This window comes from Bacillus sp. 5mfcol3.1 (assembly GCF_900114335.1).
Lineage (GTDB): Bacteria > Bacillota > Bacilli > Bacillales > Bacillaceae_G > Bacillus_A > Bacillus_A thuringiensis_S.
Window position 1 is genome coordinate 162691 of sequence record NZ_FOST01000007.1, and the last position, 25567, is coordinate 188257.

The window sequence follows — 25567 nt, forward strand, 5'->3', positions numbered from 1 at the left end:
TAAAGTTTCACATTATGTATATAAAAAAGCTGACAAATAATTATTTGTCAGCTTTTTTTAGTGTAATTGCATTTCTTGTATGACTAATATGTTCATAAAATAGTAGTTTATCACGGCTAAATACATGCAGTAAAACATGAATAATGAATAGGCCGTTAATGATAAATAGGAATAACAATGTAACGAGTAATACTAAAGGTTCTGTATGATTTAACATAGAGCTACTAGAAAGAATATAATTGATTCCGCCTAACGCAAAATAAAATATACCGTAGCGAATAAATAGTTCTTTTAATGTAATACGATCTGATTTTCCTTTCAGATGAATGCGAAGCAATGCTTTCCCAATTGTTTTTCCATTTGTAAAGTATGGAATAAGAATAAAATAAATAAGGATTGAACACGTAATGAAAATGAGTTCATACATATTCGTGTAAGATTGCATATTAGAAACGAAGAATGAATTTCCTTTGTTTTTAACGACAGGTACGACGATAGATAAGAAAATCCAATCAATTTGCATCGCGATAAGGCGACGAATGAATCCGACTGGTTTCGTTTCTAAATCAATATGACTATCTAACTCATTTGTCTTCGGAAGGAAGTACGTAAATATTGGGGCAATGATAAAACCAATTACGCCACCTAATGTATTTAAAAACAAATCATCGATATCAAATAATCGGTATGCACAATTGTATATACCGTATAATCCAGTCACTTGTGTTAGCTCGAAAAATAGTGAAAGGAAAAAGGAAATGCAAATTGTTTGTAAGAAACTACGTCGGAAATAATAACGTAAGTAAATACCGAATGGAATAGTTAATAGAACATTAAATGCAACTTGTAAAAACGCAGACTCTTTTAATAAGTAGAAATAAGTAGCTGGTTTCGTTAAAACTGCCGATGTATGACTACTAATCTCTTGTATGAAATAAAATGGTGAGAGTTGCATGTGTTGTGTATTAGCTGGTTGTAGGCTACAAGTATCAAACGTTTGTGGTAACGGCAAAATAACAAGAAAATAGGCATTTAATAAGTAAAGTAATAATGAGTATAAAATAAATGAGCGCCATTTATTTAAATAACCGTATTTTCGATAATTAAATATTAAAAAAGGGATTAAAAGAAACATTGCTAAAAAGGGAAATAAAATAAATGCTGTTTTTACTGGAAATAAATATGCAGTCAAAGTAAAACTCCTTTCAATGAAAATTCGTTTATCATTATAGCGCCAAAAATATTTAAATACAAAGTTCAAATCTTTCGAAATAGAAAAAATTACTAATTTTATAGGAATTAAGTTATAATAAATTTAATATGAGGATATTATGATTATAGAAGTTGAGAGAGGGTACAAGAGATGCGATATGAACTTTTTTCTGTAAGTGGGGATCATATTACGACTTTTGAAAGTGCATGGCGTTTTCAGGAGGGAGAACAGATTTTTGTTCATGATGATCAAACAAAAAGAAACTTTATTATTATTCGTCTGACGCATGATGTATTTCAACAAAATAAACATGTTATTCGTTTGTATTGTCAAGAGAAGAAAGTGTATGCATAAGAGAAGCCCTCTTACAGTATGAAAAGTAAGAGGGGCCTTATCTCGTTATTTGTGAACAGCCCGATTGATGAGAGCTGATTAAAGTTCCACTTTATCATTTTTCCCCTCGTAAGGAATAAAAAGAGAAGGGTTAATGTACATAGCTAGCATTTGATTTGGAAGAAAGGATATAGCCTTGTATTTTGTGCTTCAAAGTTACATTTCTTTCTCTTTGAGAAAGCCATGTATGGTAATCTTGTTGTGTTTTCCATAACATACGAATCATATATTCTGCCTTATCATTTGTAGGATGAACATGTGAAAACTCTATGTTAATACAACCGTTCGTTCCGGGAGAAGGATAATATTGTTTAAGCCCATAAAGAAGCTCACTTTCATATCCGTACTTAATATGAATGAGTTTAGTAACAATAAACATATAAACACCTCTTTTACGATAATAGTAGGAAAGATAGCTTTACTATAATAGTGAACTTAAATGATATCATACTATTCAGAAAATTCAAAGTAAATGATAGATTTTAACTTAATACAGGTATAAAAAAGCGAGTCATCTAGTGTAATAGAATGACTCGCTTTCAATTTGTAAGTTTCATTTTATAAGAAAATAAGAGTAAGTACACCTACGATAATACAATAGAAAGAGAAATATTTTAAATTTCCTTTTGCCATAATGTTCATAAACCATTTTAGTGAAATATACGTCATGATAAATGTTGCGATGAATGCAACAACATATGGCACGAATAATGTGTCTAGATTTGGATCATTTGCAATGTCTGTAATGCTTAACAATAAGCCACCTAAGCTAACAGGAATGTATAGTAAGAATGAAAAGCGAAGAGCTGTTTCTTGCTTCATACCAAGTAACATTGCTGCTACGATTGTGGCACCAGATCGGCTTATTCCGGGAATCAGTGCGCAAGCTTGTGCTAATCCGACGATGATTGCATCTTTCATAGAAAGGTCGCCATCATTTTTACGACCGCGTAAATTTCTAATAATCCAAAGGCCGACAGCAGTAATAAGAAGGGAAATCCCAACCATCTTCACACCTTTTAAGTACTGATCGATGTAATCTTTAAATAAAACACCAATAACACCTGCTGGAATGGTTGCAATAACAAGATAAATAATAAAGAAGAAATCTGATTTTGCGTCTTCTGCTCTTGTAAATATATAAGAGAGACCATTCTTCGTTAGACGAATTAAATCATTTCTATAAATAAGTAATACAGCTAATAATGAAGCTGAATTAACAAGTAGTTCGAAGCTAAACCCTTCTATTTTTAGTCCTAGCAAATGTTGTGCTAAAACGAGATGACCACTTGAAGAAATTGGAATTGGTTCTGTTAGTCCTTGGAACAGACCGAGAATTAAATATTTTAAAACGTAGTAAAATTGTTCCATAATAACCTCCTTGTTTATTAGTTGAAAGAAACAACTTTTCCATTATAACAAAGATATGGATGAATATTGAAAAGAAATAAATATTCGAAATAAAATAAAAATCCCTTATAGCAGTATAAGGGATTTTTATTTTTAATTAAGAATTTACTGTTCCTTGAAGACTTTTAGACAATTGAACATCGACTTTTTCAGCATCATGAATATGATTCATAATAGTAGTATTTAATTTTTGGAACATTTGTTGTGTGTTAGCGAATTCTCGTAATATGTCATCATTACAAGATTTTTGGTTTTCAATAGCCTTAATAACATTTGTAGCACCATTTTGTAACGTTTGAATCATAACTAAAATATTTTCAATTCTAGCGTTTGTATCGGCGCTCATTTCTACACCTTCATCGACTAAATGTAAATTATCTTTTGTGTTATCGTATGCTTTTTCAATTTCTTCTTGAATTTTTTTCGTTAAGTTGCCTATGTTTTTTGTACTTTCTGCTGTACTTTCTGCTAGTTTTCTTACTTCATTGGCAACGACAGCGAATCCTTTACCGTGTTCTCCAGCACGTGCGGCTTCAATACTCGCATTTAAAGCAAGTAAATTTGTTTGTGCTGCAATGTTTTGAATGACTTCTACAATTTGCTCGATTTCCTTTGAGCGTTCGCTTAGATGATTCATACTATTAGACGTGCGTTGGGATTGTTCACCTAATTTATTAATTACAATAAGTAAGCGGTGAACGGATTCTTTTCCTTCATTAGAGCAGTCAATAATTTCTGCAATAGACTGAATTAAGCTTTGTTCCTTTTGTAACATTTCATTATTTAACTCATTGGAATGTGTCGTACGTGTTGAAACATTTTCGAAACATGAACTTAATTGTTGAACTAAATTTTGGAGTGTATTGTGTTGGTTATTTACAAGTTGGTGCTCTTGGACAACGCTTTGTACACGATCGTGGATAGTAGAAATAGTCTCTTGTTTTTCAATATCTTTTTGTTTTAATTCTGCTTCTAATTCTTGTATACGCTCTTCTAATTGAGCAATTGTATGTTGGAGTGATTTCTTTTGAGTAAACATGTATTTATTTCAACCGCCTTCGAAAGTTATATTTTCTCTATATTTGGATTTTAGCATCTTTTGTATTTTTTAAATATAGGAATTGTTAAATATTTAAGAATCTATTACATTTTATTCATAATTCTCTTTTTTTTGTCACGAAAAATAAACTGTATTTAATCGTTTTGTAAACAAACTGTAAAATAAATCATGTATAACTGTATAAGAAGGGAGTCGGATTATGAACTATTTTAAGCGAATCAGTAGTCTAGTATTAGCAGGAATTATCGGTCTTTCTAGTACAGTCGCTGTAAAAGCAGAGTCAAACGACGAGAAACTTAACAACATGCAACAGCAATTGCAACAAAACGATGCAGAAATGCAAAAGAAAGAGCAAGAGAAGCAAGCTGTTAGTAAAGAAATTAAAGGTATCGAAAACGAACTACATAATTTAAATAATACAATTGCAAAAAATAAAGAGGATCAAGCTGCTATTCAACGTAAAATCGATGAAACACATAAGCAGATTGAACAAAAAAAGGAAGAAATTGTCGTTTTAGAGGATAAAGTCCTTGCTCGTAAAGATATTATGAGAAAACGTATGGTTTCTGTTCAAAACAGCTCAAATACAAGTTTAGTAGTAGAAGTTGTAGTAGAGTCAAAAAACTTTGCAGACTTCTTACAACGTATGAACGCAGTTTCTACTATTCTAGAAGCTGATAAAGAAATTTTACGTCTACAAGAACAAGATCTTCGTCAAATTGAAGAAGATAAGAAAACAATTGACGAAAAAGAAGCATCTTTAGTAGTAGATAAACAAAAATTAGCAAAAGCGCAAGCTGAACTGCAAGATAACTTGAAAAAACGTCAAGATAACTTACAAACAGTTCAAGCTAAATATAATGAGGTTGCAAGTCAACTTAATTTAGCAGCGGAAGAAAAAGCTAAAATTGAATCAAATATGAAGGCAGTACAAGAAACAATTGCTCGTGAACAAGAAGCAGCAAGAATTGCGGCGGAAGAGCGTGCAAAAGCAGAAGCGGCTGCAAAAGCAGAGCAAGAAGCTTTAGCGAAAGCACAAGCAGAAATTGCTGAAAAGCAAAAGCAAGAAAAAGCTAGTAAACCGGCTGAACCAGTTGCTAATAATAATTCGAAGGTAGAACCTGCAAAACCTGCACAACCTGAACCGTCTTCTAAGCCAACTGCTGGCGGGAAAGAACTTTATGTACATGCAACAGCTTATACAGCAGATCCAGGTGAAAATGGCTATGCACCAGGTCAACAAGTATATTCTGCATGGGGAGGCTATAATCTAACTGCAAACCCAGGAATGAAATTGATTGCGGTGGATCCATCTGTTATCCCATTAGGTTCTCGTGTATATGTTGAAGGATACGGAGAAGCAATTGCAGCAGATACTGGTGGCGCGATTAAAGGTCACAAAATTGATGTTTTAATGCCAGATAAAGCTTCGTCTAGTAAGTGGGGCAGAAAAAATGTTAAGCTTACAATTTTAAACTAAAACGTAATCCAACTTTACAATACGTAAAGTTGGATTTTTTTGTAAGAATAATGTTAAGTTGAGTTTACATTTTGTTAAGGATAGCATACAATAATGGTGAGAGGTGGTAAATTTGACCATTTTAAACAGAGTAAAAGAATTAAGAGCTCGTTTTAACTTTACACAAAGCGTATTAGCAGAAAAGGTTGGAGTAACGAGACAAACAATTGCAGCAATTGAAAAAGGGGATTACGTTCCTTCGTTGTTATTAGCACTTACGATTTGTGATGTGTTTCAGTTAAAGATGGAAGATGTGTTTGTTTTAAATAAGGAGGGGGAAGAGGATGAATAGAATTGTTTTTTCTTATATCATAAACGTGCTTTATACTGCTTTAGCATGCTGGACATTTGTTGAATTTTATAGTGTCATTACAGAGTTAGCAGATATAATTAAAAACGAGAAATTCCCATTTGAAGTATGGTTTAATGGAGTACCATTCATTTTATTATTTATTGGAGCAATTATAGTTACAATTTTTTATAGAATTCAAAAGAAAAAATATAAGAATTTATCTTTTTGGATGTATCCATTATTATTTCCACTAGAAGATGAACGTGAAAAAGCGATTACGGATAAAGCTTGCCGAACAACATTTGTATCGTTATGGTTTGTGTTACCTTGTGCAGTTGGATTTTTAACTTTTTCGCCTATTATTAATGAATATCTTCCTGGATACCCATTATATATTATATTTTCGATTTTCTTTATTCAAATGACAGTATTTCACGTATCACTATACAGAAATAAATTAGCTTAAAAAGAAACCTTCTTGCACCGGCAAGAAGGTTTCTTTTTAAGCTAATACTTGTACATATGGCGATATTATTTTATCATTTTATATAGAGTAAGATTTTGTAAGGGAAAGGAATTGTATATGAATAAGCAAAGAATTTATAGTATAGTAGCAATCCTTCTATTTGTTGTAGGTGGCGTGTTAATTGGAAAGCCATTTTATGATGGATATCAGGCTGAAAAGAAACAGACTGAAAATGTGCAGGCTGTTCAAAAGATGGATTATGAAAAGCATGAGACGGAATTTGTAGATGCTTCCAAAATTAATCAACCAGACTTGGCGGAAGTAGCGAATGCATCATTAGATAAGAAACAAGTAATCGGTCGTATTTCGATTCCAAGTGTTTCAGTAGAACTGCCTGTTTTGAAAGCTTCTACTGAAAAAAACTTATTATCAGGTGCAGCGACAGTAAAAGAGAATCAAGTTATGGGAAAAGGAAATTACGCACTAGCAGGACATAACATGTCTAAAAAAGGTGTTTTATTTAGTGATATAGCTTCTTTGAAAAGAGGCGATAAAATTTATTTGTATGACAATGAAAATGAATATGAGTATGCGGTTACTGGTGTATCTGAAGTAACTCCTGATAAGTGGGAAGTTGTAGAGGATCATGGGAAAGATGAGATAACGCTTATTACATGTGTATCTGTAAAGGATAATTCTAAGCGTTATGTTGTTGCTGGTGATTTAGTAGGAACGAAGGCGAAGAAGTAAAAAAGAAGGTGAACTCTTTAAAGAGTTCACCTTCTTTTTTACTAATGTTGAGAAATAATAGAATATTTTGGTTGGTATTTAAGTATTCTTCTATTTATGTATAATAAATTTAGAATTCTATATTTTGGGAGGAACAAGAGTGAGACAACAGGTGAAGAAACTTCTTTTAACAACGAGTATAGCGTTATTGGTAGCTCCAATTTCAGCTTATGCGCATCCAGGGCGTACAGATGCTAATGGCGGACATACGTGTCGTACAAATTGTGAGAAATGGGGATTACAGTACGGGGAATATCATTATCACAATAAACCAGCTTCTAGTAGTGGTGCAACGAGCCCAGCTCCTAGCCAGAATAATAATAGTGCTGTAGAAGCTGAGAGACAAGTAGAAGCACAGCGCAATACTGAGGCTGAAAAACAACGTAATGCAGAAGCACAGCGTAAAGATGAAGAAGAGAGACAACGTGTAGCCGAGGAACAAAGAAAAGCTGAAGAGGCACGTAAACAAGAGGAAGCGCAGCGCCAAGCTGATATGGAAAAAGGTCAACTTGAAGGTCAAAAGAATGGAGAAACTGATTTTAAAGCAGGAAAAAATGATGCAGAAGTGCATATAGCTGGAAAATCTGATGCATATAAACAAGCGTTTAAAGCGACTTATGCAGCCGCATGGTCTTTAGAAGAGCAGAAGAAAACGCATTTTGAAAAAGGAAAAGAACAAGGTTTAGCACAAGAGACGATGGACGATAGTCAAGTTGCTCCAGAGTTTAAGGTAAACTTTGCAGACGGGTTCAAAGTAGGGAATAAAGAAAGAGTAGAAAAAATTGAAAAAGAGCAAGCTGAATTAGGGGAAAAGACAGGGAAAGAATTAGCTGAAAAGAATCCTGGAAATAGAGAGAAAGAAGTATACGTGAAGGCATATGAAACAGCGTATGAAAAAGGCTATAAATCTACAAAAAAGGCAGTAGAAAAAGCTGGCTATAAGTATGCATTTGAAAACTATGATTTAAAAGTTCCTGCTAAGTATGAAAGAAATGAATTGTTAAAGAAATGGTTTACTGAAGGATTTAAATCGAATAAAAAAGCAGCGGAAATTCGAGAAGAAGGGTATAAAAAGGGAGACAGCTGGTTCTCATTTTTCTATAAGAGTTTCGTACCAAGTGAATATAAAGAACATAAAGAGCTGTACGAACAAGCAATAGAAAAAGGTAAAACGGCATAAAAAAGATGAGGAGAAATTCCTCATCTTTTTTAATCCATCCATTTTACTAATTTCTTAGAAATTAATAATAAAACACAACCTAATACAATTGCCACAGCGCCAATAACTGTGAATACTTCAGCGTATCCAAGTGAAGTTGTGAAGCTTGCAAGTTGTCCGCCTAAAATGTTGGCGATACCTGAACTTGCTAGCCATACACCCATTAGTAAAGATGCTAATTTTACCGGAGCAAGCGCACTAACCATTGATAGTCCGACAGGTGATAAGAATAGCTCACCTAACGTATGGAAAAGATACGTAAAGACGATAAATAGTAAGTTTGCTTTTTCTGTAATGTTATGTTCATCACTACCTGTTTTTAATGTAGCGATAACGAGAATGATATAACCGATACCGAGCAAGATCATCCCAAGTCCCATTTTAGTTGGGATTTTTAAATCACCCTGCTTGCGAGTTGCAAGTTTTGCCCATAATGCAGAAATGACTGGAGCAAGTAAAATAATAAATAATGGATTGACCGATTGGAACCAAGATGTTGGAACTTCCCATCCGAACACAGAGCGGTCTACAAATTTGTTTGTATATAATGTTAATGAGCTACCAGCTTGTTCAAAGCCAGCCCAGAAGAAGACAACGAAGCATGTTAAAATGACGATAACTGCGGTACGTTGTTTTTCTTTTTTTGTTAACGGTGTATCTCCTACTGATGGTTGTCCAGCAGCTGTTTGTAAATCGCGAGTTGGTTTTTTACCGATATTACCAAGGAAGCGATTTGAGAGTGTTGTAAATAAAATTTGTCCAATGATCATTCCGATTGAAGCGGCTAAGAAACCGTAACGGAATCCGTAATGTACAACGCCATCAACTGTTGTTTTGAATAAATTTTCTGATAAAAATCCGCAAACGAGTGGAGCTAAAAATGACCCGACGTTAATACCCATATAGAAAATGGTAAATGCACTATCACGTTTTGGGTCGTTCTCTTCGTATAATTCTCCAACCAGTGTAGAGATGTTCGGTTTGAAGAATCCGTTACCGATAATAATAAGCGCTAATCCGAGGTATAGGCCTAATTGGTTTTGCAAGGCAAATAGTGTAAGGTTACCGATTGCCATTGTTATACCACCAATTGTGATTGCTTTTCGTCTACCTAGAAAACGGTCTGTTAAGTAACCACCAATCATTGGTGTGAAATAACAGGCTCCAGTATAAAATCCGTAAATAGAGAGTGCCCATGCGGGACTAAACCCAAGACCACCGCTTACTAAAGCTGTCGTTAAATATAATGTTAATAATCCTCGTAATCCATAGTAACTAAATCTTTCCCACATTTCTGTAAAGAAGAGTAAGTATAAACCTGGAGGATGTTTCTTTTTTCTTTGTTGTTCTCTTTCTAGTTGTATCGCTGATTCCATGTTATTTTCCTCCTGACACAAACAAAAACAAAGTTAATAATTTTGTACATTTAATATTTTACCTTATTAACTATTATAAGTCAATAAAGGTTGATTTTTCAGAAGAAATTGGAAAAAGGGAATAGCTATAGAAGGGGTGTTTCTTTTGTGATAGACTATGGACTATGTTTTCTTTGTAAGGAAGCGGGTTATTGTACTTTTTTTATATGTGGAATTGATTTCATAAGAGATGAAATTAAAGAAGGAGAAAGAAATGAAATTGTTACAGAAAAAAGAAATTTTACTTATTAGTCTTATGTTATTTTCGATGTTCTTTGGAGCAGGGAATCTTATATTCCCACCTTTTCTTGGATATGAAGCAGGAGAACATGTGTGGATTTCATTAGTAGGATTTATTATATCAGCAACAGGTCTTCCTATATTAGGTGTTATCTCTATTGCAAAAGCAGGAAGTTTTCAAACGTTAGCGGGTAGAGTTCATTCTTCATTTGCAATTATTTTTCCATGTATCGTGTATGTATTTATTGGACCTGGGCTTGGTATACCACGTGCGGGAAGTTTAGCCTTTGAAATGGGGCCAGGTCAGTTATTCCCTGAAGCAGGAAGCGGAGTATTATTGTTTTACACAGTTATTTTCTTTAGTATTGTTTACTGGTTAAGTTTATCACCATCTAAACTAATGGGGTTGTTTGGAAAAGTCTTGACGCCGTTATTATTATGTATGATTGCACTTATTTTTATAAAGAGTATGTTTACAACAGTAGGAGATATGAAAGAACCAATAGGGAACTATGGCCAAGCTCCTATGTTTCAAGGGTTTTTAGATGGATATTTAACAATGGATGCGTTAGCTGCTTTAATCTTTGGAATTGTTATTGCAAATGCATTACGTGCAAAGGGTATTGAAGATGATAAAGGTTTAGCGAAATATATGAGTATTGCTGGAATTGGGGCAGGACTATTATTATCTATTATTTATGTCATCCTTGGATATGTGGGGGCAATTAGTGGCTCATTAGGAACATTTGATAACGGTGCGAAAGTGTTAGTACAAGTTATGATTACATTATTTGGACAGGGCGGAGTCGTTTTATTAGGTCTTATTTTTACTATCGCTTGTTTATGTGTTTCAATTGGACTTGTTACGTCTTGTAGTCAATTTTTTGCGAGTGCATTTCCGAAAGTATCTTATAAAGTGTGGGCATTTATAGTAAGCGTTGTTAGTATGATCTTAGCTAATTTAGGATTAACGCAAATTTTAAAAGTATCAGTACCAATTCTTGGATTTATTTATCCAATTGCATTAACGCTTATTATTCTAGGGTTATTCCATAAGTATATTGGGAAGTATGCATACGTATATGCAGTAACTGTTTGGATTGTAGCAATATTTAGTGCAATTGATATTTTAAATAAAAATGTAATGATGAATCAGTGGACGTCAGTATTAAAATACATTCCATTTTATACAGAAGGTGTTGGGTGGATAGTTCCAGCTATTATAGGCGTGTGTGTTGGTGTCATCGTTAGCATTGTTCTAAATAAGAATAAATGAGTAAAAAGGTGTTTTCCTATTTTGGGAAGGCATCTTTCTTTTTTTGGAAAAAATACTATTGAAAATGAATAGACTAAGAGTATGATAAAGATAATTGGTAATATATAGGTTTAATGAGAGTTACGAATAAGGGGGTAGCGTATGAAGAAGGATTTGGATAAGAAAATAGAAGCACTCGAAACGGCAATTGAAACAATTCAAGAGGCACTTGCTGAATTAAAAGTGAAGCAAAGGGAAATAGAAGTAGAAAACGCTCAGCAACATGTTAGTAAGGAAAAGAAAGAATATATTGAAACGGTAATGGAGGAAAAGCCAAAAGAAGAAATAGTTACGATAAAAGAGCCTGTGCAAGAATATGAGGTAAAACAAGTAGATATATCTGTTTTTAAACCAGAGCCATTTAATATTATTAAGTTTTGTCAAACGTGGTTACCGCGTGTATTTGTCGGTATTATGTTGCTTGGAGTGATCTGGTTATTTAAAGCAGGAGTAGATGCTGGTTTATTAACACCAGCAATACGAATTGTGTTTGGTATCGCATTATCTATCGGTTTGTATTATATAGGAGATATTCAAATTAAAAGAGAGCGGCAGGCGTTAGGATTAGTATTGGTTGGAGGAAATATTTCGGGGATTGTTTTAACGACGTTTGCGGCACATTATTTGTATGCATTTATTCCGGCAAGTATCGCGTTTCTCTTTAATATTGCATGGGTTATTTTAGGGATTTATTTAGCGAAAAGATATAACTCGGAATACCTTACTATCTTCGTAGCGGTAGGAGCGTTCTTCGTGCCATTCTTGTTAAATAGTACGACTCCTAATCCTTATATTTTCTTTGGATACGAGACGATATTAACACTTAGTTTATTATGGTATGGATTGAAAAATCGTTATAAATACTTATATATGATTTCTTACGCTGTCGCGGCCATTGTTCTTTTTGTCTTCTTTGCTGTTATGTCAATATTAGTAGAGAACTTGCAAATACAGTTAACGATTGTATATGGTTTGATTCATTTACTATTATTTTGGCATATGTTTACGGAGAGAAGTTTTATACCAGAACCACGTTTGGCGATATTTAGTGCGAATGCAGTTTTCTTTATACTAGCTATTGCCAAAATACCTGATTTTACAACATGGGGATTGATTATTAGTGCAATTGTGCACGCTGCTATGTTTGTGCTTGAGTATAGGAAGAATAGACATTCTACATTTACAAATCTCTTATTTGGTTTCGCAATGGGAGCATTTAGTTTAGCGATTTTATACGAGTATAGTTTAGTGAATGCAGCGATTGTACTATTATTACAAGGTTTCCTCGGCATGGTCACTTCTATTAAAGCAAAACAACAGATAAAATTGTATGTTAGTGCGACGGTTTACGCAATTGGAATGATACAGACGATTTTTAGCCCGTTTGATGAATTTATTTCGGCAGGTTTTGTTGCTCATCTTATTTTAATAGGAACGTTCTATTATTGCATGAGACAAGCGAAAGAAGTGTTAGCGAGTATGGGTAAGTATGTGTACTCTATAGCGCTCTACTGGTTAATGGTCATTGTATTTATTACAATCACTAGAATTGGTGAAGTTCTTTCTACAGATGGAAGTATAATTAGCGTATCTGTATCGTTATTATGGATGATATATGCGTTATTTGCAGTTTGGTTTGGCCGTTATAGACAGATGAATGAAATATTATATGCTGGATTAATCGTATTAGTAGTAACGGTAGGGAAGTTATTCCTACTTGACTTACCAGAGGTATCGATGATGATTAGGGCAGTGTTATTCCTAATCGTCGGTAGTATAGGTATCGTTATTTCAAGAATGTTTTTCTCGAAGGAAGAGAAGTGAGAAGAAGGCAATCCATGTATGGATTGCCTTTTTCATTATTTCTTATTAATCGTTACAGTTTCATTATATTTCGTTGTTGTATTTTGGCGTAGACGAAGAGTTGCTTGTCCAGTTGTATTTGAATCAATCTGTACATTTACAACTTTCTCAGCAGAGCCTAAGCTGTTTGTTGTGAAAGAGAAGGCACTACTATATCCAAAAGCAGATGGCCAAGTGCCGTTTGTATTTTGAATTTTTGCTACTTGTGTTCCACCAGTAGTGAATATACCTAAAGAATAGTTGTTATAAGTTGTATTAGGTAGTAAGTTGTTTACTTGAATCTTCATTTGGAAAATTTCATTGTTTGGTAGAATGCTAGGGTGTGTAACGACGTAGTCGCTTGTTGTTACCGCACCGTTATAACCGTATGAACCTGGTTTAAAAGTATTTGTATTAAACCATTGATAACCCGCATTTGGTGCACTCCAAGGTTCAGGTTGTGGTTCTGTTGATAAGCTTGGCTGTTCAAATGTTTGTAGAGCTGTAGGTGAATCAAGTTGTAAACCATTTACTTGATCTAAACTTGTAAATGTCTCTTTATTCGATAACCAATTTACGATGTTTTCTAATAAAATCGCATCGTTTTCTTCTTTATAACCATCGTAAGTTTTCTTTGTTTGGCCAGAATCTTCACGAACGTACTTTGGCGTAGCATCTTCAACAGGAGAAGAGTCACCAATAAAGGCAGCTTTTCCAAGTCCTACTTTTGCAATTGCAGCATATGGGCCTTCTGCAAGACCACCGCCATTATAAACGCCACTATCAACAGCGTTATTCCATTTTGATGGATTTTCTGGAAGGTAAACAAGTCCTTTTGCTAGTTTTGGGTTTGTAATTGCTAGAGTAGAACCAGCATGCATTGCTACAGAAGAAACACCTTTTGTAATTCCGAAAGATTGTTCAGGCGATACAATTGTTTTCGCTGAAACATCACCAAGTGCATTGTAGCGGAAGCGAATACCGAAGTTGTCAGATAGCCAATCAGTGCTTTCTACTCCTTGCATAGCTTGTGAATTTGCTTCTTCATTAGACATTCCTTTTGCTGGATTATCCCAAGCACCGCGTCTATATCCATTAAATACTTCAGAAGAGTCCCAGCGATTTTTATTACGATCTGCATTGTAATGATCGGCAATAAAGAAGATACTACCGCCATTTTTTACATATTGTAACATAGCGTCCTGCTCAGATTTTTTGTAAGGAATATTAGCTTCTGGAACGATAAATACATTGTAACCTTTTAAGTCTTCGTACGTAATAGGTGTTGATTTACGAAGTTCTTTTACGTGATAACCGTTTTTTGCAATGCCGTTTCCGAAGTCAGAAAAGCCGCCGTCAATAACCCAGTCAGCTGTCCCAGCAGTTTGACCGTGTGTATTATCGAATAATACTTTCTTCCCATTGTTTTGATTTACAACTTTTGCAGCAATTTCAGGAGCTGGGTCTACAGAGCTTTCGGCATAAGTAGACGGTATGAACGAGGTCCCTATACTTAGTGTAATTGCTGTTGCTAAAGAAAATGTAATCCATTTTTTATTCTTCATAGAAGAATCCCCCTAATAATAAATATATGTGCTTTAATAATGTAATTTATTTTTCTGTAAAAATAAAGACGGAAAACATAAAAAATATTAAAAGATTGTAAAAATACCGTGAATTTTGTTGAGAAATATTTATATAGATATAAAAAAAACCTTCCAAGTAATAAGGAAGGGGTTTTTGCTTAACTAATTTTTGAGTTAGGTGTTTCATCAATCTTATGAAACCCTTTCATGTAATATACGATTGCTAAGCCGATAAGCCAAATTGGGCCGACAATCAATGCAATTCGTGTATCTTCTGAATACGCCATTATACCTAGTACTAATACAAGGAAAACGAGTGAGAAATATGAGCTTAATGGGTATAAAGGCATTTTATACGATAACTTTTGTTTATTTTGAGTAGGTAAGCTTTTACGGAATTTAATTTGAGCAACTAATATAATTCCCCAAGTCCAAATTGCGCCGAAAGTTGAAATGCTAGTAAGCCATGTAAATACCTTTGCAGGTACGAGATAGTTTAATATAACACCAATGAGTAAAACGATAGCAGTTGCTACAATTCCTTGGCTTGGAATGCCATTTTTATTTAAACGACCAAATCTTTCAGGAGCTTTTTTCTGCTGAGCTAATGTAAATAGCATACGGCCTGTACTAAATAAACCACCGTTACAAGAAGAAAGAGCTGCTGTTAATACGACAAAGTTAATAATACCTGCTGCTTTCGCGATACCAATTTGCTGGAATGTTAATACGAATGGGCTTCCTTTCTCACCAAGTTCGTTCCATGGATAAATTGCCATCATAACGAATAGAGCTCCTACGTAGAACAGTAATATTCTCCAAAACACATTATCAATTGCTTTTGCGAGTGTTTTCTTCGGATTTTGAGCTTCACCAGCTGTGACACCGATTAATTCAACGCCTAAATAAGCGAATAGTACCATCTGCATGGAGAGTAGTAACCCAGAAAAACCATTTGGGAACCAGCCACCATGTGACCAAAGGTTTGAAATACCAGTAGCGATACCACCGTTTCCGAATCCGAATAAAATAATACCAGCGCCGACTACTATCATACAGATAATTGTGACAATTTTAATGAGAGCAAACCAAAACTCAAGTTCTCCAAATACTTTTACTGATAAGAAGTTAAAAGCGCTCATTAACAATAGAGCAAGTAACGCCCAAGTCCAGCGCGGGATATCAGGGAACCAGTATTGCATGTAAATACCAGCTGCTGTAATTTCAGCCATACAAGTAACAACCCATAAGAACCAGTAATTCCAGCCAGTAATATAACCAGCGAGTGGGCCGATATAATCATATGCATATTTACTAAAAGAACCGGCAACAGGTTGTTCAATTGCCATTTCCCCGAGAGCTCGCATGATGAAAAAAATAACGAGTCCGGCAATCATATAGCCTAGTAAAATAGAAGGACCGGCTAGTTTAATAGCGGAAGCAGATCCTAAAAATAGCCCAACGCCAATAGCTGAGCCAAGTGACATTAAAGTAATATGTCGTTCTTTTAAACCACGATTTAAAGTTCCAGATTTGTTTGTGTGCTGCATAAGAAGAATCCCCCTTGTAGAGTGAACAATATTTGAATGCGTTTACTAAATATTTAACTATTTCAAATTATAAAACATTTCTATCTGTTATGCTACAAAAATAATCATAATGAACTGTACTACATCTGTACTTGTCAGACTTAAACTTAAAATTCGAACTATTAGGGAATATATTGACTCTTCTTTTTATTGATTGTTAAGATTAAGTATTATATTTTCTCACATACTAGTAAGAAAAGAATGTGTGATAATAATTCAGGTGTAGGAAGGGTACATAAGCATGTTTCAATTACAAAAATATAACACTTCTGTGAAGCAAGAGTTTTTAGCTGGCATCACAACTTTTTTTACATTTGCGTATATTCTTGTCATCAATCCAAAAATATTATCTGATGCAGGTGTACCATTTGACCAAGCGTTTACAGCAACAATTATTGCAACCGTTGTTGGAACAGTAGGTATGGCGATTTTCGCGAATTACCCGATTGTTATTGCTCCAGCTATGGGAATGAATGCATATTTTGCTTATTCTGTTGTACAGAAGGCAGAAGGGATTACATATGTAGTTGCCTTTTCAGCTGTATTTGTAACGGGGATTATTTTTCTTTTATTATCTTTTACTTCGTTTAGGCAAAAGTTAATTTTAGCAATTCCTGATAGTTTAAAGCATGCAATTGCAGGTGGAATTGGACTATTTATTGCTTTTATTGGATTGCGCCTTTCTGGAATTATCGTGGATCATCCTTCTAATTTAGTTACGATTGGTGATTTTCATTCTCCAGCTGTTATTTTAACTTTAATTGGTTTAATATTAGCGGCGGTATTAATGGCATTACGTGTGAGTGGTGCATTATTTATTAGTATGATTGTGACAGGAGTTATCGCCTTCTTTACAGGGCAATTGAAGTTTGCTGATAAAATTGTGGCGATGCCTCATTTGCCAGAGGGTATTATCGTTTCAAACCCAATCAATGCATTTTCAGATGTAATTGAATACGGATTATATGGTGTTGTATTTTCATTTTTACTTGTACTTTTATTCGATACAACAGGTGCATTACTTGGTTTAATTAAACAAGCAGGTTTAATTACAGACAATACAGAGAAGCGTTTTGGTAAAGCGTTTATTGCAGATGCAATTGGCGGGACTACAGGTTCTATCTTTGGAACAAGCCCAACAGCAGCGACGATTGAATCGTCAGCAGGTATTGCTGCAGGTGGGAAAACTGGATTAACAGGGATTGTAGTTGTTGGTCTAACAATTATAACGGCATTTTTCAGTCCTGTTATTGCTTCTTTATCAAGTGTAGCCGCTATTACAGCTCCTTCATTAATTATAGTAGGTAGTTTAATGGCACAAAGCATTCGAGATATTAATTGGAATGAATTTGAAGATGCTTTACCAGCATTTTTGATTTTTATAGGTATTCCGTTAACGTCTAGTATTGCAAATGGAATTGCAATTGGATTTTTAGTATATCCAGTTTTGAAAATTGTGAAGGGTAAAGGAAAGGAAGTACATCCATTACTATACTTATTTACAATTTTATTTGGATGTCATTTATTCTTATAATATAGATATAGGAGAGTGAGCTTCTTATGAGAGGCTCCTTTTTTGTGTATAATAAAGTAAAACTATAGGCAGTAGTGGGGATTTATCCCCACTGTGTATTAGCCCGCATCAGTCGGGATAATGGGGAAATTAAATTAATTTCGCAAAATATAAATTACCTAATGGAATATATATATTACAATAAAGGTGGAGGAGGAACATGAATGGCTGTAAGTAAAATAAAAGTCGCGCGTGTTCAGTTAGATTTAACACAGCAACAATTAGCAGAAAAAGTAGGCGTTACAAGGCAAACGATTAGTTTAATTGAGAAGGGGAAATACAACCCATCTTTAGATTTATGTTTGAAAATTTGTTATGCGGTAGATAAAACATTGAATGATTTGTTTTGGGAGGAAAAGGAGTGATAGGGTGAAAATCGTGAAAGATGAACGTTTAATGATTGAAGGGTTAAAACATATTAGATTGGCTTTCATCTTACAAAATATCGTCATACTAGCTATCATCTTTTACCGCTATGTCTTGCAAGAGGCAGGATATGAAAGTGTTTCGGATTTATTAATGATATTTATTGGCGGTATCGTAGTTATTAACTTCTTAAATTTAAAACATTCTGTAAAGGTATATGAGCACACAGGCGGAGTGTCACGTAGATATTTCATGAAATTATTATTAATTCCAGTAGGTATTATTATGGGGATATTAGCTGTTTGTATCATTGTAACACCAGATATCTCGATAAAAGAAATAAGTATAACAGCACTTATTATTTTTGCTTGTTTTTTAGTTCCTAGTTTGTTTATATACATATATATGAAAAAACAAAAAGAGAAGATTGAAATATAAGAAAAGCTTTCCCGTATTGAGGAAAGCTTTTCTTATATCTTTTTATACAGTACTTTATGAAGGCCAATTGGTTCAATTTCAAAAATTTCACCATGCTCCTGAAAGCCTAATCGCTTGTAATAGTCAGTTACAGTAATTCGGCCATTACACCATAGGATGTTTGCTTTCCGTTCTTTTAAAATTTGTTCTGCCTTCTGAATTAAGGAGCTTCCAGCTCTTTTGTTCCGAAAGTTAGGTAATGTTGCCATTCCTCGTAGTCTATAATGGATACTTTTTTGCAAATCAGGATATATTTCTTTTGAGAAGGAAGCGATGCTAATCAACTCATCGTTTATAAAGGCACCTAAGTGGAATGTGTCTTTTTCGTAATCAGAAGAGTATTTACAGTCTCCTAGGGACTGATTGGGACGCAACACCGCTTGGCGTAATAAGTGTGTCTCGGATGCATCAATATACTGCACAGTAATCATGTTATCATCCTTTCTTATAAACCTTTTTCTATAAGTTGTATAAAGAAGTATGCAGGTGCAGCGAGAAGGCCGAGTATACTAGCGGTTCCGAGAAGGAGTGAAAGAAAAAGGAATGAGTATTTAACTCCATTTGATTTTTTCCAACCATAGCTGCAAATTTCAATGCTAACACCGATGAGAATAATGGCGACGAGTACTTCCGCTAATAATAAGAGAGCTAAAGTTACAATAGACATAATGTAATCCATCCTCATAATATGTGATAGTAACATTTTACCATATGAAATTAAAAAAATGCCCCTCAATTATGTGAGGGGCATTTTTTTACTCTAATATGTTTTTTAGTGTATCGATATGCTCTTTTGAACCTGTTACAAGTAATGTATCGCCGTGTTGTAGTCTTGTATCACCATGTGGTATTAATGCTTTATTACCGCGGTAGATTTGAATGACAAGTACATCACCTAAAAACGGAAGGCGGCGAAGCGCAATGCCGTTATATTTATTGCTGCGTAGTTCAACTTCGCGTACTGTTTCGTTTGCTGTTGTAATTAAGCGAACGAGACTAGGTTTATCAATAAGTGCACGTAATAAAATACGTGTAGAGTTAATTGTTGAGAATACAGCGATATGTTCTTGCGTTGCTTTTTCTTGTAGAAGTGGATCTTCTACACTTGCAATAACATGTTCAACACCTAGCTCTTTTGCATGTTCTGCTAATAATAAGTTTTGTTTATCATCGCTTGTTGCAACAACGACGCGATCTGCATCAAATGCTGTTTGTTCAGTTAATGATGCGATTGTGATGTCATCTAATTTCACGATAGGGAAGTCATGCGATTTCGCTTCCTCATCATTTATTTTGTTTTGACGCATCATATATAGTGTTACGTCATAATCTTCTCGTTTTAAATCTAGTGATAACGGAAGGGTAATTCTGCTCGCGCCAATAATAGCTACTTTTGGTTTTGGTGTTTCTACTTTTGGGAACATTTTTTTAAACAATATAGGTGCAAAAATACAAGTAATAACTGCGCTTAAAATAAGAGAGGCAGATAAACTTGGACTGATGATCCCTAGTTTTTCACCAATTTGTGCAGCTGCGATAACTAAAGAAAGTGTCGATGTTAATAAGATTGCACTTCCAAGTACGATATTACGTGGATACCATTTTCGTAAGACGAGTGATGGTAAGAGTTTTGAAATAAAGAGTCCTACAATTAAGATTGGGATCATTAGCATGCTAGAAGGCTCTTTAAAAATAGACCATACCTCTAGATTTACACCAACCATTACGAAGAAAATAGGGATGAAGAAACCATAGCCGATGGAATCAAGTTTTTCCACCATATCTTCATTGGGTGATAATAACGATACAAGTACACCTGCTAAGAAGGCGCCTAAAATATTTTCTGCTCCAACAGATTCCGATAACCCAACTAAGATTAAAATGAGTGCAAAAACAGCCCGTGTATCAATTTGTACACTACCAGCTTTTAAACTATCTAAGTATGGAATGTTTTTAAAGCGTTTTGCAATAAAGTAAATGACAATACCGGCACCGAATAGAAGAAGTAAGAGCCACATACTTTGGCCGCTTTCGGAATTTAATCCGACGAAAACAGCGAGTAAAATCATTGTAACTAAGTCTGCAATAACAGCAACTAATAAAATGATTTGTCCGATTGCAGTTTTTCCTAGGTTGTTCTCTTTTAGTGTTGGTACAACAACACCTAAAGAAATAGTTGAAATAATTAAAGTCATGAACATTGCATTATCTACAAATCCTAGCCATACGAATAGTAATGATAGGGCATAAGATAAGATGAAAATAAATAAGAAGATAATGCTTGCTGCTTGAAATGTATTTGGTTCGTTTGTCGTATTTTTTTTCCCTTTTTGTTTAAAGATAGAAAAATCAATTTCTAAACCGCTTAAGAACATGAGGAAGATAAATCCTAATGTTGATAAAACTTGAAGCCACATATCTGGCTCAATAATATTAAACCCACTTTTACCTACAAAGATTCCTGCAATAATTTCTGCAACGACAACAGGAAGTGCTTTTAATTTAAAGCGTTGTAACAAAAGGGGAACGAAAAACGCGATTGCAACGACAACCATAAGTGATAGAACAGAAGTATGATGTTCCATTGCGTTCTCTCCCTTCAAATAAATATAGTACCTATTTAGCCATATAATAGGTAGAAAAGCAACGCATATGGATTCGATTTCATAAAGAAAGACTTTTCTTAACATTTGTCATAATAAGTATATTCTTCATGATTCTGCTGTTAATTCTGTAATGTGGATGTAATGGGGGAGGAGAATAAAAAAAGACTGCTGAGATTCCTCAGCAGTCTTTTTCATGTACATTACATTGAGAAGAAGATCCATACAGTTAAACCAACTGTTGCAGTTGCAACGAAGAAACTGTATATCATTGTAAGAATTTGAACTCTTCCTTCTCCTTCTTTTAAATGCATGAACATAATTAATTGTAACAATGCTTGCGCAACAGCCATTATGATAATAGTTGTTAAGACTGTTGAGAGTGGCAATGTTGTGTAAAGTGCCACGTATAACGCTAGAAACGTTAATGCAAGCGATAAAATAAATCCGAAAACGTGTGACCAAGGGAATCCGCTATGCGCATGCCCGTTTGCTTGATTGTTGTTTTGAGCCATCTACGCCACCATCCCGTTCAAGTAAACTAGTGTGTAAATAAAGACCCAAACAAGATCAAGGAAATGCCAGTATAAGCTGATAATGAATACTTTACGAGCTGTAACTGGTGTTAAACCTCGTTTTAAAATTTGGATAATAACACAAATTGCCCAAATGATACCGCCTGTTACGTGGGCTCCATGCGTTCCAAGAAGAACGAAGAATGCAGATAGGAAAGCACTTGTTTGAATTGTTGCGCCTTCACCGATGTACATAATGAACTCTTCGATTTCAAAGAATAGGAAACCTGCACCTAAAAGTAATGTAAGGATGAACCATCCAAGCATTGCTTTTTGGTTGTGCTTACGCATTTCGTGAATTACGATACCACATGTGAAACTACTTGTTAAAAGTAGTAATGTTTGAATTAAAAGCGTTTTAAGTTCAAACAGTTGCGCTGGAGTTGGGCCATCTGCCGTACGACCAGCAAGGACTAGATAAGAGGCGAAAAGTGTTGCGAACAGCATAATTTCAGCCCCAAGAAAAATCCAGAATCCTAGGATATTCAATCTGCTTTGTTCGGATTGATATTCCAAAGGTAAGCTTTTATCTAAAGCCGCCATGTCATTTCACCTCTCATGCTATATGTTCTGTTTCTTTAATTTCATCAACACTTACGTAGTAGCCATCATCATAATCGAATGAACGATAGATTAAGCAAGCTAAAATACCAACGCCGCCGATTGCTGCAAGCCAGAACCAGCTAAATACTAATGCGAAACCTGCAAGACCGAAGAATAAAGACGCAATAATAGGCACACCAGAGTTACTTGGCATGTGAATTGGTTTGATATCTTCTGCTGCTGGTGTAACTGTTTCTCCGCGTTTTTTCATGTACCAGAAAGCATCAGCTTCTTTGATTTCAGGAAGTTTCGCGAAGTTGTAATGTTGTACAGGAGATTGAGTTGCCCATTCAAGTGTACGGCCATCCCATGGATCTCCAGTTGTGTCACGTTCACCGTGACGTGCACTCCAAATTACGTTGTAGCAAAGAAGTAGGAAGCCAATACCCATCATTACCGCACCAACAGATGCGATTTGGTTTAGCCATCCCCATCCAAGACTTTCAGAGTAAGTGTACATACGACGAGTCATACCGTCTAAACCTAAGAAGTACATTGGGAAGAAACAGATGTTGAATCCGCTCATAAAGATCCAGAATGTCCATTTACCTAGGCGTTCATTTAACATATGACCAGTCATTTTTGGATACCAGAATGTGAATCCAGCAAGCATAGCGAATACTGTACCTGCGATTAATACGTAGTGGAAGTGAGCGATTAGGAAGTAGCTGTTATGGTATTGATAATCAGCTGCTGCCATTCCAAGCATAACCCCTGTAACCCCACCGACTACGAAGTTTGGAATAAATGCCAATGACCAAAGCATTGGAACTGTAAAACGGATACGTCCTTTATACAGTGTAAACAACCAGTTAAAGATCTTAACACCGGTTGGAATCGAAATCGCCATTGTCGAAATCGAGAAGAATGAGTTAACCGCTGGACCTGCACCCATCGTGAAGAAGTGGTGAAGCCATACGACGAAACTTAGTAAAGAAATTGCAACCATTGAGTATACCATCGCACTGTAACCGAATAGACGCTTACGTGAGAATGTACTAATGATTTCAGAGAAAATACCGAATGCCGGTAAAATAACGATATATACTTCAGGGTGACCCCATACCCAGAACAGGTTGGCCCATAACATCGGCATACCGCCGCTCGCCATCGTAAAGAAGTGAGCATCGAATAGACGGTCAAATGTCATTAATGCAAGAGCAACTGTTAATACTGGGAAAGCGAAAATAATGATAATTGTTGTAATTAAGATTGACCAAGTAAACATTGGCATTCTCATTAAAGTCATACCAGGTGTACGCATTTTTAAGATAGTAACAAGGAAGTTAATACCGGTCATTAGCGTACCGAGACCTGAAATCTGTAATGCAATTGCGTAGTAGTTATTTCCTACGCCTGAAGTAAACTCTGTACCTGCCATTGGGAAGTAAGAAGTCCACCCAGCGTCTGGAGAACCACCGATTACGAAAGCGATGTTGAATAACATTGCTCCGACAAAGAATAACCAGAAACTTAAAGCATTTAAGAACGGATATGCAACATCACGAGCACCAATTTGTAATGGTACTACAAGGTTCATTAATCCCATAACGAATGGCATTGCCATGAAAAGAATCATTACTGTACCATGCGTTGTAAAGATTCCGTTATAGTGTTCAGCGTTTAAATAAGTTGTTTCTGGGAATGTTAATTGTGCACGGATCATTAAACCATCCATACCACCACGGAATAACATGATAACCGCAGAAATAATATACATGGCTCCGATTTTTTTATGGTCAACAGTTGTTAACCATTCGTCCCAAAGCCATTTCCATTTTTTATACTTTGTTAGTACGAAAATGATTGCTAATGTCACAAGAACGATAGAAGCGTCTGCACCGTAAATAATCGGGTCACCTGTGACAAAGAATTCATCAAGCTTCACTGTGTTCACTCCAATCTGTTGGAATAATAGCTATTATTTTTTGTTTTTGTAGTAGTTGTAATCACAATATTCAAGTGATTTTGGATCTACATAACTTAAGTGGTGACTAGAGAATGTCATACGACCAACTACACCAGGTTTAACAATTTCGTTGTACTTAGCTTCTGTTAGTTTAGGAGCAGTTTCTTGTACTTCTTTAACCCACTTGTCATATTTCTCTTTAGTTTTCGCTTCAACTTCGAACTCCATGTGTGTGAATCCTTCACCAGAGAAGTTCGCACTACGGCCTAGGTAAGAACCTGGCTTATCAGCTTGTAAATAAAGATCCATAATCATGCCATCCATTGTGTACTTCATACCACCAAGTTCTGGTACCCAGAAAGCATTCATTGGGCCGACAGAAGTCAGTTTGAATTGAATTGGTACACCAGCTGGGATGTTTAAATAGTTAACGGTTTCAATTTTTTCCTCTGGGTAACTGAATAACCATTTCCAGTTTGCAGATGTAACATAAATTTCAACTGGTTTAATATGTTTGGACTCTTTCGGAACCTCTTCCGAAGCATAAGTTGCTTTTACTGTTGGAATCGATAATGCGATAACGATAATAACAGGAACAAGCGTCCAAATAATTTCTAGTAATGTGTTACCGTGTTGTTCAGGTGGCTCATAGTCCATATTCTCTGGTTTTTCACGATAACGAATCAAGATGACTGTAAACAGAATGAATACAATTGCGATAATTAATGACATAAGCAAGAATGACCAAACAATTAAATCATACTGTGCTTTTGCAACAGGTCCTTGCGGATTTAATACTGCGAGTTTTTTATCACAGCCACCGAGGAACAGAAGTAATGATAACGGAAGAAGCGAAGCCAACTTCCAAAACGCTTTCTTTAGTTGCACGATTGAAAATCTCCTTTCTCCTTGGATTGAAACTATGCCAATAAAACAATATAAACCTATTAATTTATAGAAGGCAATAGTTTTTGATATATTGTTAAAAAATAGACACAAATGCACACTTTTTAAGGTGAATATCATTTGTAACTTGATTACATTGTAAACTATTTTCCAGAGAAAAACGTGATTGTGAAAATTTTAAGATAAATAAAGTTATACCAGGATATC

The 25567-nt window shown here is 35.1% G+C and carries 25 protein-coding genes; 11 read left to right on the forward strand and 14 right to left on the reverse strand.

Annotated elements, in window-relative coordinates:
- Positions 1–40: 40 nt before the first annotated feature.
- Positions 41–1192: a VanZ family protein gene (locus tag BM089_RS25585; RefSeq protein WP_000128016.1), complete on the reverse strand. Its 1152-nt coding sequence runs from the start codon at positions 1190–1192 to the stop codon at positions 41–43.
- 171 nt (positions 1193–1363) lie between these two features.
- Here BM089_RS25585 and BM089_RS25590 point away from each other — a divergent pair, with 171 nt between their 5' ends.
- The gene (locus BM089_RS25590) at positions 1364–1567 is read left to right on the forward strand and encodes a hypothetical protein (protein WP_001268332.1); all 204 of its coding nucleotides are present in this window, start codon (positions 1364–1366) and stop codon (positions 1565–1567) included.
- A 130-nt stretch (positions 1568–1697) separates the two neighbouring features.
- Here the strand turns inward: BM089_RS25590 and BM089_RS25595 are convergent, their stop codons facing one another.
- The 3 genes from BM089_RS25595 to BM089_RS25605 form a co-directional block, all read right to left on the reverse strand.
- Positions 1698–1985: an antibiotic biosynthesis monooxygenase gene (locus tag BM089_RS25595; RefSeq protein ID WP_000471253.1), complete on the reverse strand. Its 288-nt coding sequence runs from the start codon at positions 1983–1985 to the stop codon at positions 1698–1700.
- Positions 1986–2164: 179 nt separating this feature from the next.
- Positions 2165–2977 carry an undecaprenyl-diphosphate phosphatase gene (locus tag BM089_RS25600; RefSeq protein ID WP_000434794.1) on the reverse strand — a complete coding sequence of 271 codons (813 nt, stop codon included), beginning with the start codon at positions 2975–2977 and terminating at the stop codon, positions 2165–2167.
- 136 nt (positions 2978–3113) lie between these two features.
- The gene (locus BM089_RS25605; protein WP_000495032.1) at positions 3114–4055 is read right to left on the reverse strand and encodes a methyl-accepting chemotaxis protein; all 942 of its coding nucleotides are present in this window, start codon (positions 4053–4055) and stop codon (positions 3114–3116) included.
- 220 nt (positions 4056–4275) lie between these two features.
- Here BM089_RS25605 and BM089_RS25610 point away from each other — a divergent pair, with 220 nt between their 5' ends.
- The 5 genes from BM089_RS25610 to BM089_RS25630 all read left to right on the forward strand — a co-directional run bounded on the left by BM089_RS25610 (position 4276) and on the right by BM089_RS25630 (position 8322).
- Positions 4276–5556 (forward strand): 3D domain-containing protein, encoded by a 1281-nt coding sequence (locus BM089_RS25610; protein ID WP_001105810.1) that lies wholly within the window; start codon positions 4276–4278, stop codon positions 5554–5556.
- Positions 5557–5668: 112 nt separating this feature from the next.
- Positions 5669–5887 (forward strand): helix-turn-helix transcriptional regulator, encoded by a 219-nt coding sequence (locus BM089_RS25615; RefSeq protein ID WP_000154019.1) that lies wholly within the window; start codon positions 5669–5671, stop codon positions 5885–5887.
- Entirely contained in the window at positions 5880–6353 is a 474-nt protein-coding gene (locus tag BM089_RS25620; RefSeq protein ID WP_001080041.1) for a DUF2178 domain-containing protein, read from the forward strand. The genes BM089_RS25615 and BM089_RS25620 overlap by 8 nt, the downstream gene beginning before the upstream one ends.
- A gap of 117 nt (positions 6354–6470) precedes the next feature.
- Positions 6471–7103: a class A sortase gene (locus BM089_RS25625; RefSeq protein ID WP_001041728.1), complete on the forward strand. Its 633-nt coding sequence runs from the start codon at positions 6471–6473 to the stop codon at positions 7101–7103.
- Positions 7104–7242: 139 nt separating this feature from the next.
- Complete coding sequence (locus tag BM089_RS25630; protein WP_090978415.1) at positions 7243–8322, forward strand: YHYH domain-containing protein; 1080 nt, start codon at positions 7243–7245, stop codon at positions 8320–8322.
- A 29-nt stretch (positions 8323–8351) separates the two neighbouring features.
- Here BM089_RS25630 and BM089_RS25635 read toward each other — a convergent pair whose 3' ends face one another.
- Positions 8352–9737, reverse strand: coding sequence for a peptide MFS transporter (locus BM089_RS25635; RefSeq protein ID WP_000443143.1), 1386 nt, complete (start codon positions 9735–9737; stop codon positions 8352–8354).
- Between the two features lie 253 nt (positions 9738–9990).
- On the opposite strand from BM089_RS25635, the gene brnQ reads away from it, so the two are divergent.
- On the forward strand, positions 9991–11292 hold the full coding sequence (gene brnQ / locus BM089_RS25640; RefSeq protein ID WP_090978417.1) for a branched-chain amino acid transport system II carrier protein BrnQ1: 1302 nt from the start codon (positions 9991–9993) through the stop codon (positions 11290–11292).
- Between the two features lie 141 nt (positions 11293–11433).
- Positions 11434–13155, forward strand: coding sequence for a DUF2339 domain-containing protein (locus BM089_RS25645; protein ID WP_090978419.1), 1722 nt, complete (start codon positions 11434–11436; stop codon positions 13153–13155).
- A 35-nt stretch (positions 13156–13190) separates the two neighbouring features.
- Here BM089_RS25645 and BM089_RS25650 read toward each other — a convergent pair whose 3' ends face one another.
- Positions 13191–14738: a DNA-binding protein gene (locus BM089_RS25650; protein ID WP_090978421.1), complete on the reverse strand. Its 1548-nt coding sequence runs from the start codon at positions 14736–14738 to the stop codon at positions 13191–13193.
- 179 nt (positions 14739–14917) lie between these two features.
- Positions 14918–16309 carry an amino acid permease gene (locus BM089_RS25655; protein ID WP_001164892.1) on the reverse strand — a complete coding sequence of 464 codons (1392 nt, stop codon included), beginning with the start codon at positions 16307–16309 and terminating at the stop codon, positions 14918–14920.
- A 280-nt stretch (positions 16310–16589) separates the two neighbouring features.
- Between BM089_RS25655 and BM089_RS25660 the strand changes: the two genes are divergently transcribed.
- The 3 genes from BM089_RS25660 (at position 16590) to BM089_RS25670 (ending at position 18725) form a co-directional block, all read left to right on the forward strand.
- A complete protein-coding gene (locus BM089_RS25660) occupies positions 16590–17882 on the forward strand; it encodes an NCS2 family permease (RefSeq protein ID WP_000487188.1) in 1293 nt (430 codons plus the stop codon).
- A 203-nt stretch (positions 17883–18085) separates the two neighbouring features.
- On the forward strand, positions 18086–18286 hold the full coding sequence (locus tag BM089_RS25665) for a helix-turn-helix transcriptional regulator (RefSeq protein WP_000301182.1): 201 nt from the start codon (positions 18086–18088) through the stop codon (positions 18284–18286).
- A 4-nt stretch (positions 18287–18290) separates the two neighbouring features.
- On the forward strand, positions 18291–18725 hold the full coding sequence (locus tag BM089_RS25670; protein ID WP_000706626.1) for a hypothetical protein: 435 nt from the start codon (positions 18291–18293) through the stop codon (positions 18723–18725).
- A 32-nt stretch (positions 18726–18757) separates the two neighbouring features.
- On the opposite strand, the gene BM089_RS25675 is transcribed toward BM089_RS25670, so the two are convergent.
- The 7 genes from BM089_RS25675 to BM089_RS25705 all read right to left on the reverse strand — a co-directional run bounded on the left by BM089_RS25675 (position 18758) and on the right by BM089_RS25705 (position 25342).
- Positions 18758–19195 (reverse strand): GNAT family N-acetyltransferase, encoded by a 438-nt coding sequence (locus BM089_RS25675; protein WP_000633851.1) that lies wholly within the window; start codon positions 19193–19195, stop codon positions 18758–18760.
- 14 nt (positions 19196–19209) lie between these two features.
- Complete coding sequence (locus tag BM089_RS25680; protein WP_071714271.1) at positions 19210–19467, reverse strand: DUF4022 family protein; 258 nt, start codon at positions 19465–19467, stop codon at positions 19210–19212.
- Between the two features lie 52 nt (positions 19468–19519).
- The gene (locus BM089_RS25685; protein ID WP_090978423.1) at positions 19520–21349 is read right to left on the reverse strand and encodes a monovalent cation:proton antiporter family protein; all 1830 of its coding nucleotides are present in this window, start codon (positions 21347–21349) and stop codon (positions 19520–19522) included.
- 221 nt (positions 21350–21570) lie between these two features.
- Positions 21571–21882: a cytochrome aa3 quinol oxidase subunit IV gene (gene qoxD / locus BM089_RS25690; protein WP_000068425.1), complete on the reverse strand. Its 312-nt coding sequence runs from the start codon at positions 21880–21882 to the stop codon at positions 21571–21573.
- On the reverse strand, positions 21883–22485 hold the full coding sequence (qoxC, locus tag BM089_RS25695) for a cytochrome aa3 quinol oxidase subunit III (RefSeq protein WP_000729313.1): 603 nt from the start codon (positions 22483–22485) through the stop codon (positions 21883–21885).
- 13 nt (positions 22486–22498) lie between these two features.
- On the reverse strand, positions 22499–24433 hold the full coding sequence (qoxB, locus tag BM089_RS25700; RefSeq protein WP_000762374.1) for a cytochrome aa3 quinol oxidase subunit I: 1935 nt from the start codon (positions 24431–24433) through the stop codon (positions 22499–22501).
- Positions 24434–24466: 33 nt separating this feature from the next.
- Positions 24467–25342 (reverse strand): cytochrome aa3 quinol oxidase subunit II, encoded by an 876-nt coding sequence (locus tag BM089_RS25705; protein ID WP_001176165.1) that lies wholly within the window; start codon positions 25340–25342, stop codon positions 24467–24469.
- Between the last annotated feature and the right edge of the window lie 225 nt (positions 25343–25567).